The sequence below is a fragment of the Streptomyces thermoalcalitolerans genome (genome assembly GCF_039525155.1).
GTDB classification, from domain to species: Bacteria; Actinomycetota; Actinomycetes; order Streptomycetales; family Streptomycetaceae; genus Streptomyces; species Streptomyces thermovulgaris.
In genome coordinates, this window is record NZ_BAAAHG010000006.1 from 93,809 (window position 1) to 108,243 (window position 14,435).

The 14,435-nt window shown below is 69.4% G+C and carries 14 protein-coding genes; 8 read left to right on the plus strand and 6 right to left on the minus strand.

Annotated features, from left to right (window positions below; genetic code table 11):
* Nucleotides 1-167 precede the first annotated feature (167 nt).
* Both ABD224_RS06170 and ABD224_RS06175 read left to right on the plus strand, forming a co-directional pair.
* Complete coding sequence (locus ABD224_RS06170) at nt 168-1,208, plus strand: SEC-C metal-binding domain-containing protein (protein WP_344047627.1); 1,041 nt, start codon at nt 168-170, stop codon at nt 1,206-1,208.
* A 112-nt stretch (nt 1,209-1,320) separates the two neighbouring features.
* Entirely contained in the window at nt 1,321-2,085 is a 765-nt protein-coding gene (locus ABD224_RS06175; protein WP_344047629.1) for an aminoglycoside adenylyltransferase family protein, read from the plus strand.
* Between the two features lie 177 nt (nt 2,086-2,262).
* On the opposite strand, the gene ABD224_RS06180 is transcribed toward ABD224_RS06175, so the two are convergent.
* A complete protein-coding gene (locus ABD224_RS06180; protein ID WP_344047631.1) occupies nt 2,263-2,676 on the minus strand; it encodes an SRPBCC family protein in 414 nt (137 codons plus the stop codon).
* A gap of 94 nt (nt 2,677-2,770) precedes the next feature.
* The gene (locus tag ABD224_RS06185; protein WP_344047634.1) at nt 2,771-3,781 is read right to left on the minus strand and encodes an aldo/keto reductase; all 1,011 of its coding nucleotides are present in this window, start codon (nt 3,779-3,781) and stop codon (nt 2,771-2,773) included.
* Nucleotides 3,782-3,967: 186 nt separating this feature from the next.
* Here ABD224_RS06185 and ABD224_RS06190 point away from each other — a divergent pair, with 186 nt between their 5' ends.
* The 3 genes from ABD224_RS06190 (at nt 3,968) to ABD224_RS06200 (ending at nt 6,779) form a co-directional block, all read left to right on the plus strand.
* On the plus strand, nt 3,968-4,156 hold the full coding sequence (locus ABD224_RS06190; RefSeq protein ID WP_344047636.1) for a LysR family transcriptional regulator: 189 nt from the start codon (nt 3,968-3,970) through the stop codon (nt 4,154-4,156).
* A 117-nt stretch (nt 4,157-4,273) separates the two neighbouring features.
* Nucleotides 4,274-4,867, plus strand: coding sequence for a LysR family substrate-binding domain-containing protein (locus tag ABD224_RS06195; RefSeq protein WP_344047638.1), 594 nt, complete (start codon nt 4,274-4,276; stop codon nt 4,865-4,867).
* 253 nt (nt 4,868-5,120) lie between these two features.
* Nucleotides 5,121-6,779 (plus strand): serine/threonine-protein kinase, encoded by a 1,659-nt coding sequence (locus ABD224_RS06200; protein WP_344047640.1) that lies wholly within the window; start codon nt 5,121-5,123, stop codon nt 6,777-6,779.
* A gap of 76 nt (nt 6,780-6,855) precedes the next feature.
* Here the strand turns inward: ABD224_RS06200 and ABD224_RS06205 are convergent, their stop codons facing one another.
* Nucleotides 6,856-7,038 (minus strand): hypothetical protein, encoded by a 183-nt coding sequence (locus tag ABD224_RS06205; protein WP_344047642.1) that lies wholly within the window; start codon nt 7,036-7,038, stop codon nt 6,856-6,858.
* A 229-nt stretch (nt 7,039-7,267) separates the two neighbouring features.
* Here ABD224_RS06205 and ABD224_RS06210 point away from each other — a divergent pair, with 229 nt between their 5' ends.
* Genes ABD224_RS06210 through ABD224_RS06220 form a run of 3 tightly spaced genes read left to right on the plus strand, consistent with a single transcriptional unit; the run spans nt 7,268 to nt 10,038 of the window.
* Nucleotides 7,268-7,723, plus strand: a complete 456-nt coding sequence (locus tag ABD224_RS06210) for a very short patch repair endonuclease (RefSeq protein WP_344047644.1) — start codon at nt 7,268-7,270, stop codon at nt 7,721-7,723.
* The gene (locus ABD224_RS06215; RefSeq protein WP_344047646.1) at nt 7,720-8,691 is read left to right on the plus strand and encodes a DNA cytosine methyltransferase; all 972 of its coding nucleotides are present in this window, start codon (nt 7,720-7,722) and stop codon (nt 8,689-8,691) included. Before ABD224_RS06210 ends, ABD224_RS06215 begins: the two co-directional genes overlap by 4 nt.
* Before the next feature lie 33 nt (nt 8,692-8,724).
* Nucleotides 8,725-10,038 (plus strand): DNA cytosine methyltransferase, encoded by a 1,314-nt coding sequence (locus ABD224_RS06220; RefSeq protein WP_344047648.1) that lies wholly within the window; start codon nt 8,725-8,727, stop codon nt 10,036-10,038.
* Between the two features lie 40 nt (nt 10,039-10,078).
* On the opposite strand, the gene ABD224_RS06225 is transcribed toward ABD224_RS06220, so the two are convergent.
* From ABD224_RS06225 to ABD224_RS06235, 3 genes are read right to left on the minus strand one after another with little or no spacing between them, the layout of a single operon-like run.
* The gene (locus tag ABD224_RS06225) at nt 10,079-10,975 is read right to left on the minus strand and encodes a DUF6339 family protein (RefSeq protein WP_344047650.1); all 897 of its coding nucleotides are present in this window, start codon (nt 10,973-10,975) and stop codon (nt 10,079-10,081) included.
* Nucleotides 10,972-11,961, minus strand: a complete 990-nt coding sequence (locus ABD224_RS06230; protein WP_344047652.1) for a hypothetical protein — start codon at nt 11,959-11,961, stop codon at nt 10,972-10,974. Before ABD224_RS06230 ends, ABD224_RS06225 begins: the two co-directional genes overlap by 4 nt.
* A complete protein-coding gene (locus tag ABD224_RS06235; protein ID WP_344047654.1) occupies nt 11,958-14,075 on the minus strand; it encodes a helix-turn-helix transcriptional regulator in 2,118 nt (705 codons plus the stop codon). The genes ABD224_RS06230 and ABD224_RS06235 overlap by 4 nt, the downstream gene beginning before the upstream one ends.
* Between the last annotated feature and the right edge of the window lie 360 nt (nt 14,076-14,435).

A 14,435-nucleotide genomic window follows, 5' to 3' on the forward strand; every position in this document is an offset into this window, starting at 1 on the left:
CTCCCCTCCCTCACTGCTCTGCGCACGGCTGTGGACTTCCGGTTATATCAGGGCCGTTCGATCGGCTCACCCCCTTGGGGGCCGACGGGAGGAGAACCGCCCGGCCCTGGGGAAACCGAGGCGAGAAGCCATCCCGTGGGCCGTCGTCGGGCAGTACGGTGTCCCCCATGCGCCCCGACACCCCCGCCGAGAACGTCGACCACGCCGCCGAGGCAGCCCGCCTCCGCCGGATCGCCGACCTGTATCCCGAGGACGCCGAGGCCCTCCTCCTCCGCGCCGCGGCCCATCTGGAACTGTCCGGCGACCGCCCCGCCGCGGCCGCCCTCTACGACCGTCTGCTGTCCTCCCCCGGCTCCCTGGAGAACCCCTGCCTGGTCCGGGCCCTGAAGGCCTCCAACCTCTGGGAGTACGGGCACGAGGCGGAGGCGAGAGCGATCATCGAGGGCATCCGTTCCGCGGCGCCCCGGGACCCGGCTCCCTGGGTGATCGTGGCGGAGTCCCTGGAGTCCCACGACGAGCTGGAGGCGGCCCACGAGACATTCACGGAGGGAGTGGAGCTGCTGCTGAAGGACAGCACGGACGCCACGGACCCCCCGTACGACACCCACCCCCTCCTCTTCGGCCGTCACCGCGTACGCCGCATGCTGGGCGCCGGCCACGACGCCTGGGACCTGCTGGCCGACACCCTCCACACCTCCCCGGTCTCCCTGGACGAACTGCACGACCCGAAACGGGTCTGGTCCCTGGGCTCGGAGAACCCGGACGAACTGGCAGCGGAGATCACCCGCCTCCGCGCCGAACTGGGCGCCTACCGCGCCGCCCTCTCCCGCCCCTTCCCCGTGGCGGTCCTCCACTGGCCGAAGGCGGAACTGACCGAACTCCTCGCGTCCTATCCCGAGCTGACCGCGGAGTACCCCTCCCACGAGATCCATCTGGCGACGACAGAGGCCTCCCTGCGCGAGCTGGCCTCCTCCGGCACCTCGAACCTGGGCATCGTCACCGGCACGGTCCCCTCCTACGAGGCCTTCGCCGCCTCGGAGGGCGCGAGCCCGTCCGACGCGACGCTGCTGCCGCAGTACGCGACGACGCTGGCGGCCCGCGGACGGGCGGTGGCCTGGCCGCCGCAGCGGGGAGCGGAGTGCTGGTGCGGCTCCGGCCGGACGTACGGGGAGTGCCACGGAACGGCCGACCCCTCCGGAACCCTCTGACGGGCGCCTCCCGTTCACCTGCGGCTCACTCGCGAGTCCCCTGCGACGACAACCGCCGTCCGCCCGCGCAACGCGAATGCGGCCGGACGAACCGGGAGGGCATGCTGCTGCGATGGATCAGGTGCAGAAGGTGGCGGAGCTGGTCGACGAGGTGCTGGGGGCCACCGCGATCGGAACGTACCTCCACGGGTCCTTCGTCCTCGGCGGCCTCAAACCGGCCAGCGACGTGGACGTCCTGGTCGTCTCCCGGCGGCGTATGAACGGCCGGGAGCGACGGGCGCTCCTCGACGGGCTGCTGAGCATCTCCGGCTCCGGTTCCACGGAGGCGGCCCGCCCGGTCGAGCTCACGGTCGTCGTCCAGTCCGACGTCCGCCCGTGGCGGTTCCCCCCGACCGGTGACTTCCTCTACGGCGAGTGGCTGCGCGACCGGTTCGAGGCGGGCGGGCTCCCGCAGCCGGAGCCGATGCCGGACCTGGCGCTTCTGATCACGACGGTGCTGGCCGGCGACCGCCCCGTCAGCGGCCCGCCTCCGGCCGAGGTGCTGGACCGCGTCCCGCCCGCCGACCTGGCCCGGTCGAGTGCGGCCGGCATCCCCGGCCTGCTCGAGGACCTGGACGGCGACACCCGCAATGTCGTCCTGACCCTGGCACGCGTCTGGACCACGCTCGCCACCGGCGAGATCCGGCCGAAGGACGCCGCCGCCGACTGGGCACTCCCCCGGCTTCCCCCGCAACGGCGCCCCGTCCTGGAACACGCCAGAACGCTGTACCTCACCTGCCGTTACTCCGAGGAGCACTGGAGCCGGGAACTGAAGGCGCAGGTGCGCCCCTACGTGGAGGCGGTGCTCACCGAGATCGACCGGCTCGCCCACCCCTGACACCGAGGAACACAGGGACACAGGAACACAGGGACACAAGAACAAAGAGACCAGCGGGACGGAGCCTGCGAGGCCCCGTCCCGTGGGTTGGTCGCCGCCGTCCCCGTGGGGCCGGTCGCCGCCGTCATGCACAACCGGGCCAATCGGGCGGCGTCACCGGGCATCCCGGATCCGTGCTCACGCCCCGAGCGTCTTCTTCAGCGCGGCCAGTCCATCGGTGTAAATACCGTGGAACAGGGCGATCACTTCCTCTTCGCTCGCCCCTGCCGGGGTGAAGCTGCCGGTCCACTCCACACGGCTGTGTCCGTCGGACACCTCGTGCACGGTGAGGGTGGAACGGTAGCCGGTGACGGGGAACGGCGCCTTGAGGATGGAGTAGCTGTAGGAGCGCGCCTGGTTGTCGAAGGCTTCGAGGCGTTCGACGATGACCTCGCCCTCCTCGTTCGTGAGGCTGCGGACACGGCCGCCCTCGCTGAGGGTGCTCTGGGGAATGTAGGGCAGCCAGTCGGGCAGGGAGTCGAAGCCGCCGATGAGGTCCCAGACGCGCTCGGCGGGCACGGGGATGTCGAGGGTCGCGGTCGTGGTCGCCATGGTTGTCGTCTCCTGAAGGAAATGAAGGAAAGGGGGGATGAGGTACCCGAAGAGGTAGGGCGAGGTACCCGAGGAGGAAGGGCAGGGGCAGGAGTCAGACGCCGGGTACGGGAGCGTCCTGAGCAATCAGCCCCTCCGTCCGCAGAGCCGCCCAGAAGGCCGCCGGGATCTTCTCCTCGAGTGCGGCGACGTCCTCCGCGATGCGGCTCGGCCGGGAGGCACCGGGAATGACCGCGGCGACCGCGGGGTGCGCCAGGGAGAACTGCAGCGCTGCCGCCTTGACGCCGACGCCGTGCTGCCGTGCGAGCGCCTTGACGCGCTCCACCTTGGTCACGACCTCCGCGGGGGCCTTCTGGTACTCGAAGTGCTGTCCCCCGGCCAGCACACCGGAGCTGTACGGTCCGCCGACGACGATGTCGACGTTCTGCTCCCGCGCGGCCGGCAGCAGCCGCTGCAGCGCGCGCTCGTGGTCGAGCAGGGTGTAGCGGCCGGCGAGGAGGAACGCGTCCGGCTTCGGCTCGTCGAGGTCCAGCGTCACCTCCAGGGGCTCGACCCGGTTGACCCCAAGACCCCAGGCCTTGATGACGCCTTCGTCACGGAGCCGCTGCAGCACCCGGAACGCACCGGTGCGGGCGCTTTCGTACGCGGCAAGCCACTCGTCGCCGTAGAAGTCCTGCGCGACGTCGTGCACCCACACGATGTCGAGACGGTCCGTCCCCAGCCGCTTGAGGCTGTCCTCGATGGAGCGCAGCGTGGCGTCGGCCGAGTAGTCGTTGACGATCTTGTTGGGGCGTCCGTGCGCGAAGAGCCCGCCCTTCTCGCCCAGGTCGCGGGCGGAGGGATCCTCGATCTCGTCGAGGATGACCCGGCCGACCTTCGTGCTCAGGACGAACTCGTCGCGGGGGCGGTCGGCCAGTACCTTGCCCAGCCGGATCTCGGACAGGCCCGCACCGTAGAAGGGCGCGGTGTCGAAGTAGCGGATGCCCTTGTCCCAGGCGGCCTCCACGGTGGCCGCGGCCTCCTCCTCGGGGATGGCCCGGAACATGTTGCCCAGCGGTGCGGTACCGAAGCCCAGACGGCCGGGCAGGAAGGACGTAATGGACATGGGGTGCAGCTCCTTGCTGTACGGATGACGACGGACATGACCTGCGACCTCTTTGGGTCGTGCGCGACTTACATGGCTTATGCGCCTTACGCGCACTCCGTCGCCCTGACGCCTTCGACGCTAGGAGCTACAGTTGAGACTGTCCAAGACTTACTTGGACATACTTGAGTCATCAAAGGTCTTACCATGCTTGACCTGCGGCAACTCCACTACTTCGTCACCGTCGCCGAGACCGAGCACGTCGGCCGGGCCGCCGAACGGCTGCACATCTCCCAGTCGCCGCTCAGCCGGCAGATCGCGCAGCTCGAACAGAAGCTGGGCCTCACCCTGTTCGAACGCAGTCAGCAGAGAATCCGGCTCACCCGGGACGGCTAGGTCTTCCTGGCCGAGGCCCGCGCGCTGCTGCGGCACGCGGACCGTCTGGAGAACCTGGGCCGCCGACTGGGCCGCGGAGAGGAAGGCGGTCTGTGCATCGGCTATGTCGCGGACGCCATGCACACCGGCATCCTGCCCAGCGCGCTGCGCACCCTGCACGGCGAACGCCCCGGCGTCCACATCGCCCTGTACAACCTTCCGCCCGCCGAGCAGTTCGAGGGCCTGCGGCAGCGCAGCCTCGACATCGCGCTCGTCCACGAGCCCCCGGGCGCGGACGACCCCGATCTGCTGGCCGCACCCCTGCTCGAGGACCCGCTGCTCCTCGCCCTGCCCGCGGGACATCCACTCGCCGACCAGGAGAAGGTGACCCCCGGCGATCTCGACGGCCGGCCCTGGATCGCCATCGAGAACACCCAGGACCCCGCCTGGCGGGACACGTTCATCGCCACCTGCACGGCCGCCGGCTTCACGCCCGACATCCGCCTGGAGGCCGCCGAGCCCCTGACCGCGCTCGGCCTGGTCGCCTCCGGACTCGGCTTCGCCCTTGTGCAAAAGAGCATGGCCCACGCCACCACCGAGGAGGTCGCGGTGCGCGAACTCCCCTGGCACGAGACCCGCGTCCAACTGTGGGCCGCATGGCACCGGGTCGACCTGCGTCCCCTGGTGGCGGAGTTCCGCACCACCATCCTGCGCGCGGGCGAGGCCGCCTGACGGGCCGTCGTATTCGATGGGATCGACAACCTGCTGGGGCGAGAATCACTGAGACACGCAGAAACCGCACCTCTTTCCCGACCGACCTGACGACCGCCGCCGGAAGGAGAGGAACCGGAAGACGAGGAACATGACCGCCCGGACCGGCCGTTCACTCCGGACCGCATGATCATGTCCTCTTCAACACCCTTTAGGGTGCTGCTTGTCGGCAACCAGTCAGAGCACGGGGTCGGGAATCAGGGGGCAGAGACCGGTGAACAACGCGGATGCGACGGAGGTGTTCAAGCCGCTGCAGGCGGACGATCCGCCTGTGGTGGGCGGTTACCGTCTCGCCGCCCGGCTCGGCGCGGGGGGCATGGGCCGGGTCTACTTGTCGCACACGCAGGGCGGCCGACCGGTGGCGATCAAGGTGGTACGGCCGGAGCTGGCCGACGACCCGGACTTCCGGCGGCGGTTCCGCCGGGAGGTCACTGCAGCCCGGCGGGTCCGGGGCGCCTACACCGCCGAGCTGATCGACGCCGATGTGGACGGCGTACCGCCCTGGCTGGCCACGGTGTACGTGCCCGGGCCCTCCCTGGCCGAGGTCGTCGCCCGGCGCGGACCGCTGCCGGTTCCGGCGGTGCTGTGGCTGATGGCGGGGGTGGCCGAGGCGCTGCAGGCCATTCACGACGCGGGAGTCGTGCACCGGGATCTGAAGCCGTCGAACGTCCTGCTGGCCGCCGACGGTCCGCGTGTGATCGACTTCGGCATCGCGCTGGCCTCCGACGTCACCTCGCACACGGCCACGGGCGCCACCATCGGCACGCCCTCGTTCATGGCTCCCGAGCAGGCGTCCGGGGGCGAGATCACCGCGGCGACCGACATCTTCGCGCTCGGTCAGACAGCGGCGTTCGCGGCGCTGGGCGAGCCGCTGTACGGGGACGGCCCCGCGGTCAGTGTGCTGTACCGGATCGTGAACTCCGAACCCGACCTGTCCCTTCTGCCGGAACAGCTCCGTCCGTTGCTCACCCGGTGCCTGGCCGCCGACCCGGAGGAGCGCGCCACCCCGGCGGAAGTCGTCAGGTGGTGCCGGCAGCGCCTGGGCGGGGAGGCCGACGCAGGCGGAGGACCGGCCGTCTGGCGGGAGATCGCAGGACCGGAGGTGAAGGTTCCGCCCCCGGTGCCCGATCCCACCCCGGCATACACCCTGCCGATGGCCACATGGCCGCAGCCGGCGGGGCACCAGCCCGCGCCGCTGCAACCGGGGTGGCCACAGCCGCCGCAGCCGCAACCGATGGGGCCGGAGGAACGACGGGCCCGCAGACGACGCATCGCGCTGATCACGGCCGCCGCCGTGGCAGCGGGCGGGCTGCTGCTGACGGGCCTGACGTGGACGGTCCTGGAAACAGCGGACCGGCTCCGCCACCGAAGCGCGGCCTCGCCCTCGACGTCCGGCCCGGAAGCGTCCGCACGGTCGTCGGCGTCCTCATCGCCGACCGCAGGGACCGATGACGAGGCACTGGGAACGTCGCGCCCCTCCTCCACCGCGCCCAAGCCGCCACCGGCTGAGCCGTACCCCGCCCAGTTCCTGGACAGGGAGAACTCCCTGGACATCAAGGAGGGAGCCACACGCAAGGACCGCAAGGGGGACATCCGTTTCGGCTGCAAGCTGACCGGCTGCGAGCTGGAGAGCGACACCAGCGTGATGGCCCTGCTGTTCGACAAGCCAGGAGCCACCCTCGATTCGTGCCGCTCCGCCCTCACCCACACCGATGACCACCGCATCGAGCTGGCCGCAGCGGCAAGCGGCAGCGAGATCTGTGTCAAGCACCCCTCGGGGGACATCGCGCTGCTCGTCATCGAGACAAAGTCGACCGCGCTGCCGGAGGCCGGCTTCGTCATGGCGGACCTGACGGTCTGGCGGGCTCCCTGACCAGAGGTGCCGCCGAGAGCGGGAACGGCTGGAAACCCCCGTACAGCTCGGTGGCAGACGCACCCCGCACCGCGCTCTACATCCCTCCGGCGAACGGATTGCCGTGCCCGGGAAGCCGCCCGTCCGGCGGCACATACCGCATCCGTCCCGTCCGGTCGGTCACCAGCGTGTATCCGACGGCCTGCAGAAGGGAGGAGTACTTGGCCTTGCAGTGCCGGTTGAGGGCAAGTCCGGCGGGCAGCAGCAGGGTCGTCACCACGTCCCAGACGACGCCGGCGAGAACAAGGGCAGTGGTGCCCGAGCTGATCTCGAAGCCGTCGGACAGGCCCAGGCGCCGGACCTCGCAGGGGCGACGGGGCAGGTGAATCGAAGCCGGGAGCGCTGTGGCTCGTGTCCGACGCCGGGTCGCTCCGACAGGACTGCGGGTCGCTCCGACAGGACTGCAAGGACTTGGTCCTTGTCACGCAGCGCGCCGGCAGAATGGCAGCGTGTCCGAAGCCGTCCCGTCCTCCGCCGCCGTCTCCGCCCGCATGAGCCGACAGGGCTCCCGCGACACCGCTCCGGAGATCGCGGTTCGGCGGCTCCTGCACGCCGCAGGCCTGCGGTACCGCGTGAACGTGCCGGTGCCGGGGATGTCCCGCCGCACCATCGACATCGCTTTCGGCAAGTACAGGGTCGCGATCTTCATGGACGGCTGCTTCTGGCACGGCTGCCCCGAGCACGCCACGCACCCCAAGGCGAACTCGGAATGGTGGCGAAGGAAGCTCGACCGCAACATGCGCCGGGACATCGAGACCACCGGGCATCTCACGGAAGCGGGTTGGACCGTGCTGCGCTTCTGGGAGCACGAGGACCCGCTGAAGGTCGCCCTGCGCGTGCAGGAGGTCGTCGCGAGCAAGCAGGCCGAGCACGCTGCTCGACGGAGGAAGAGCACGGCTCCATGAGGACACTCAGGTTCGTCGACGTGTGCGCGGGCGCGGGCGGCCTGGCACTGGGTCTGGAACAGGCGGGTTTCGAACCGACCCTGCTCCTGGACAACAAGGCGGTGGCATGTGAGACGCTCCGCCTGAACCGTCCCGGGTGGAACGTCCTGAACACCGATCTGCGGGACTTCGATCCGATCGAGCACCCGGAGAGCTACGACGTCGACCTGCTGTCGGCGGGCCTGCCCCGGGTCCGGTCCTCCGCGACGCACAAGCGGACGGACAGCGACAAGGAATGCGAGCTGATTCGGGCAACGGTGTATCTGGTCCACGCCGTACAGCCGCGCGCCCTGCTGATCGAGAACGTTCCCGAGCTGGTCGACCACCCGGACTTCGAGGACGTGAGAGGCTTCGTCCGCAGCGAGTTGGAGCATCTCGGGTACCGTTTCTGCTGGTTCGTGCTCAACGCGGCCGACTTCGGCGTCCCCCAGGAGCGCAGGCAGGGTGTTCTGGTGGCACTGAAGAGCCGCTGTTTCGACGCCTTCCGCCCTCCGTCGCCCACCGTCCACGAACATGTGACCGTGGGGCAGGCCCTGCGGGACTCGATGGCGTCACGCGGCTGGCCCCAGGCGGATGCGTGGGCAGAACAGGCGGCCGTCGTCGCGCCGACTCTGGTCGGCGGCTCGGAGAACCGGGGCGGAGCGGATCTGGGGCCGACGGGAACGAAGAAGGCCTGGGCTCGGATCGGGGTCAACGCAGGGTCGCTCGGTGACGACGTCCCCGGCCCCGACTTCGTGTGGGATCCGTCGCTGGGCCCGGCGGGCATGGTCAAGATCACCAACAGCCAGGCGGCCCTGCTCCAATCTTTTCCCGAGGACTGGCGATTCGCCGGCGGCAAGACCGCCCGTTATCGCCAGATCGGCCATGCATCGCCGCCCCCGGTCGGCAAGGCCCTGGGCCTCTCCGTCCGCAAGGCACTCGGAGAGTGAGCACAAGTCCCCGGCCGGCTACACTTCGACCCCATGACCAGCCCGGCAACACCCGACTCCGCATTCACGAACAGCTCTCGTGACACGGAGAAAATACATGTCCTGGACCTTTTCGCCGGGCCGGGTGGGCTCGATGTGGCCGCACACTTCCTCGGATGGGAGAGCATCGGCATCGAGTGGGACGCCAACGCGTGCGAGACTCGCTACTCGGCCGGCCTTCCGACGATCCACGCCGATGTGCGCACCATGCGCACCGAACGCTTCGACGAACTCCCGGACGACATCAACGTCCTGGTCGGCGGCCCGCCGTGCCAGACGTTCTCGGTGGCGGGCAACGGAGCCGGGCGCCGTGCTTTGACCGAGGTGGAGAGCTTCATCAAACGACTGGTGGCCCGCGAGGAGAGCTCCGAGGAGATCGACAGAGAGCTGGCCGCCCTGGGAGACCCGCGCACCGCCCTGGTGCTGGAACCGCTCAGGTGGGTCATGGCGGCGATCGAGAACGGCAAGCCCTACGAGGCGATCGTCCTCGAACAGGTCCCTGCGGTTCTTCCCGTCTGGAATGCCTACAAGGAAGTACTGGAGAGCGGCGTTCTTCCCGGGAGGATCAAGTACCGGGCCGAGTGCAAGGTGCTTCACACGGAGGAGTACGGAGTCCCCCAGACCCGCCGCCGTGCGGTGCTCATTGCACGCCTCGCGGAATTCGGTCAGGTGTCGCTGCCTCAGAAGACCCACAAGGCGTTCACCCGACAGAAGGGCGAAATCGCACCCGCCGGCCTGATCACTTTCGACGAGGCCCTCCGCGAAGAAGCCGGGCACGTCGAGAAACCCCATTCGGGCAGAAAAGAGCGTGAACCCTGGGTGTCCATGGGTGAGGCACTGCGAGGGACCAGCAGGGAACTGGGACGCCCCGAGCCCTACGTGGTCGTCTCGAACTACGGTTCCGGTGGAGACCCGAAGAACCGGGGTCGCCGCACTTCGGATCAACCGGCCTTCACCGTCACCGGAAAGATTTCACGGAACGTCGTGGAAACCCCCGATGGCCGTCCTCTTCCCCGGTTCACCATCCCCGAGGCAGGGATTCTCCAGACTTTCCCCGCGAACTTCCCGTGGGGAGGACGGGACCAGGCGCAACAGGTGGGCAACGCCGTTCCGCCCCGCTTCGGCGTGCACCTGCTCGCAGCCGCACTCGGCCTCGGAGAGGCCCGTGTGGCGGAGGCACTCGACAAAATGGACGAGTGGCCGAGGATCTCGGAGGAAGAAAGGGAGCGTCTGCGCAAGATCGGTTGCGGCGACAAGGACAAATGCCCGACCAGGCCGCCGCATCCGCCTGTGGCTCCTCTTCGGTGAAGACGCGGCTTCGAACGGACACGGGTCGGTCCGCCCGGGGTCAGTCCTCGGACCGTTCCGTGTCCTCGTCCCTGCCCCGGACCCGGGCTTCCTTGAAAAGTTCCTCGAAGAGATCGACCAGGACGTCGACGGCCGCCTGCGGCACGGGACCGTCGTCCGGTCCTGTCGGAAGAGCGGTGCGCGGCACCGGCGGAGCCGAGTCCGCCTCCTCGACCCACGCGTCGAATGCACCGCCGTCCCAGTCCTCGTCCTCGGCGAGCACGTCGTACATCAGCGTGCTCGCAGCCGCGTTCGCCACCACCGCGAGGGCGTTGACCTCGCGGCCCGTGGTCACCGTCCCTTTGGCCACGAGTCGTATCAGCGCCTGTGCCGTGGGCCGGTGATCGATGATGTCGAGGCGCAGAACGGTGTTCAGGACGTCCTGGTTCCCGCAGGCCACCTCCACCGGCCCGTAGTCGCTGCCGTCCCGGAACAGCTCGGCGGCCCACCACAGTCGTGAGAAGACCTGCGTGTAGTGGGCACCGGAGAATCTGCTCGCCGCGACCATGGGAGGCAGCCCGTTTCGGCCCTTGGTCGGCAGGTGACGCCACACCACGTAGTCCGGAGCGACGGCCAGGGCCAGGAAGTTCCACAGCCTGCTGTCGGCCGCCTCCCGTCGACTCAGCCGCAGTGCGGCGTGCAGTCGTGGCGCGAGCCATGCGTCCGCCTTGGTGCGGACGTCGTCCCGGAAAAGGTGCATCGCGTGGTCGACGAGATCCCGTATCGGGGCGACCTCGGCACGCGCACCCGTGGCGGTCACCGGCTCAGTGATCCTGTTCAACGCGACGCAGGGGGGCGCCTCGTGCCCGGAGAGAACTCCCGTGGTCAGAAACCTCGCCGCATTGACGTCGGCGAGCAGGGCCAGACGCTCCGGCAGATGCTCCGGCTTGTCGGTCATGCTCGGCTCTCCCTCTGCACCGCGTCGAGGGCCCGGATCGCCGTACCCAGGTTCTTGGCCACCTTCGCCCGCCTCCCGGCTGCGTAGTTGATGCGCGACTGCAGTTCGTTCCATCCGGCGCCTTCCCTGCGCCGGGCGTCGATCTCGCGCAGCGCGTCGGCCTCCGAGTGGTCCGGCAGGACGTCGGCGAGCATTCCGCGCAACACCGCGTCCCGCCATCCGCCCGGCCACTGCGGATCCCCGTGCTCGTCCACCTCCAGGTCGCCGACCGCGGAGTGGAAGACGGCCGTCCACACATCGGTCGCGATCTGGGCGGCAAGCATGTCCCGTACGGCTCGCTCCAACGGGCCTCCGGACGAGTCGAGGAGTTCCGACACGCCCTCGAACCCGGTGTTGAGGTGCACGGTCGGGAGGTCGCCCGATGTCTCCACGAGCCAAGGTGCGTCCCGGAAGGGGCGCAGCCACTCGGGACCGGTGGTGAAGTCGACCTGATTGACGATCATTTCCCGTTGCCGTACGGGTGCACGGGCAGTCAGGTCCACGATCCAGGGCTCCTCCGCCCTGCCGATCATCCTGCCCCGCACTCCGTCGACGGTGGCGACGACGACCACGGACAGGTCGGCCCGACTGCGATAGGACGACCTCCAGAACCGCAGGTGGCCGCTCCACGCACCGTCCCTCCCCTCCACCGGATCGAGTCGAGCGGTGGTACGGGAGTTGGTCGCCTTCTCGGTGAGCACGGCGATCACCGAGAGGTCGGTCCAGGGCCCTTCGGCAAGTTCCCTGGCGGGCAAGGTCGCGGAGAGGCCGAGGCGCACGCTCTCCCAGTCGTCGCGCTCCACCTGGTGCAGCGCGACGACCCGCTCCTGGGTGGAGAACGCCCAGGTCTCCAGGTCGTGCTGATAGAAGCCCTCGCGCTCCTGCCGGACGCTCGTGACCTCGAAGTCGATCTCTCCTGTGATCCTCTTGTACGGATAGATCTTCACTCGGAGGTCCCCCTGGCCTTCTGCAACTCGACGATCAGTCCCGCGAGCTCCGCTCGAACCGGGTGGGTGGACACATCGGTGATTGCGCTGAACGACGCGCTGCGAGCACCTGCCTCGAAGAGCAGCTTGTCACCCACGACCCTGCAGTTCTTCCCTGCGACGATCTCCGACCAGTCCACGGAGGGCCGTGGCCCGGAGCGGACGTCGAACTTGGCCACCGGGCCGAGGAGCCAGGGGTCCCGACCGGCGGGAAGCCGCACCTCCGCCGTCACGTGCCAGGCGCCCGTCTCGTCGAGTCGAGCGTCCAGCCCCCGGATCGTCGGTACTCCTCCGCCCCGTGCGCCCGGGCTCGGTCCGCCGTCGAGCCGCAGCAGATCGCGCAACGCTTGCGGGCCTTCCTTGCTCTTCACCTGGGAACGACCGACGAGTTCGCGCACGGACCGGTACGCCGCGCTCGTGAACTCCTGGATCCTGCGGTGGGCTCCGGCCGAGTAGACCGCACGCAGTTCGTCCGTCTGCCCCCACTTGTCGTGCTCCGGAGGCTCCGACGCCCGGAGGAACGCCTCCGCCGACTCCGCATGGGGAGCATGCTCGCCCGCGGCGCGACCGGCCAGCAGAACGGCCTGGAACGGATTGGTGCCGAGCGGCAGGTCCGGCACCCGTGCCTGTCGGATCACCATGCGGTTGCCGCGCATCATGACCATCTGGTTGGGCTTGCCGTCCCTGTCCTCGGCCGAGGTGACGAGAAGCACGGCCTCGTGCTCGACCGTGCCGCGCTGCCCGCGCCGCGCGGGGACGGTCAACGGCACGCGCACATGGGCGACCTGCCCGGTCTCCGTCAGGCGGTCGACGGTCTCTCCGTCGAGGTACGCCTTGAGCGCCCTGGTACGGGACGGTTGCGCGCGGTAGGGGTCCACGCGTTCCTCGTCGATCAGCACACGGCCGTTGCGCAGTGTCCGCACGGAGGCCTCGAGGAGGGGAGTCGCGTTGCGACCGGCCGTCATGGCTGCCCAGAAATTGCGCCCCAGCGCGTCGACGAGACGTTCGTGCATCGCCTGCGCCGTCTCCTCGTCGTCGGCCTCGTCGGCACCTTGCGCGGGATCGGTCGCCCTGCTCGCCACGTCGTACGCCCCGACGATCAGGAAGGAGGTGCCCGGCTCGGGGCTTTCACGAGTGAGGTGGAGCCGTGCCACCGTGTCCTCGTCGGCCCACCACGACCTGGCGACTCCTTCGCTGCCGGGTGCGGTGTCGGGTTCACCGAACCAGGCCGGTCCGGCGAACGCCTTTCCGTCCACGACCCGCCACGGAAGGTCCAGCCGTCCTATGAGACGTCGCTCGGTCCTCCCCTCGTGCGGTGCGGAAAGCGTGGAGTTGATGAGCACCATGCCGAGTCGACTGGTTGCCCAGAGGGTGGCCTTGCCCAGGCCGTACGAACCGCCCGCGCTCATGTCGGACTTCCGGCTGTCGAGCTGCCGCCGTACGACGGCGGCGAAGCGGCCGTCCTCGTAGTCGTCGCCGGTGAGGCCCGAGGCGTTGTAGTCGTCGACTCGCAACAGCACGAGACGGTCGCGCTCGTACATGTCCCGCAGTCCCTCGGCGATGACACGTCCGACCTTCTGCTCCTGCGCCGCAGCCGCCTCGTAGTGCGGGAGGAGGCCGTCCCAGCGGATGGCCTCGCGGAATCGGGCGAGGGCCTCTCCGGTCAGCTCATGGACGGTGTAACGGACGCGCACGGGGCTGCTGCGGTCGAGCCGTTCGTCGAGGCTGTTCTGCGTGGCCTCGCGGGCCAGGACCTCCATGTCCGCCTCGAAGGCGAACGTCGCGGCGTTGCCGAAGTCACGGCCGCCGTCGACGTAGGCGGGGCGGTGGTACCAGCTCACAGGGCGACCGCTGTTCACGATGTCCGTCGTGCGGGTGTGCATGGTCGTGTACTCCACACCGAAAACCTCGGCGATGGCACGCATCGTCTCGTCCCGGGGAACCGCTCGCCCGGCCGTCCAGGCGGAGACGGCGGCACGGGTGAGCCCGATGCGCTTCGCCAAGTCGGCCTGGTTCATGTTCGCGCGTTGCAACTGACTCGTCAGCCAGGGACCGAAGTCCTCTCCTGCGCCCACTGCCGAACCCTGCCCCCTTGATCAAATGTGCGCACGGGGCGCCAAGGCTAACATCACCGATTTGACGACTGAAGATCACGACAATTTTGTTTGTCACCGGAAAAGCCCCTGGCATCGGGCTCCCCATGACTCCCCGTCCCACGAGGAGTTCCGGTCCATGGACGTGACGCGCGTGGACGATTCGGTCGAAGGGAGAGCCCGCGATCGCGACGAGAAGGTCCTCCGCGTGGGAGTTCCGTGGATCCGCTCCCTCGTGTGCTTCGACCGCCCGTTCCCGCTCCTCGGACAAAGGCGGCCATCGTGCCATTCGTCGGCCGGGAACGGCCGTTCCGTGGTCCGGAGCGGTCCGGCTCCGGACCA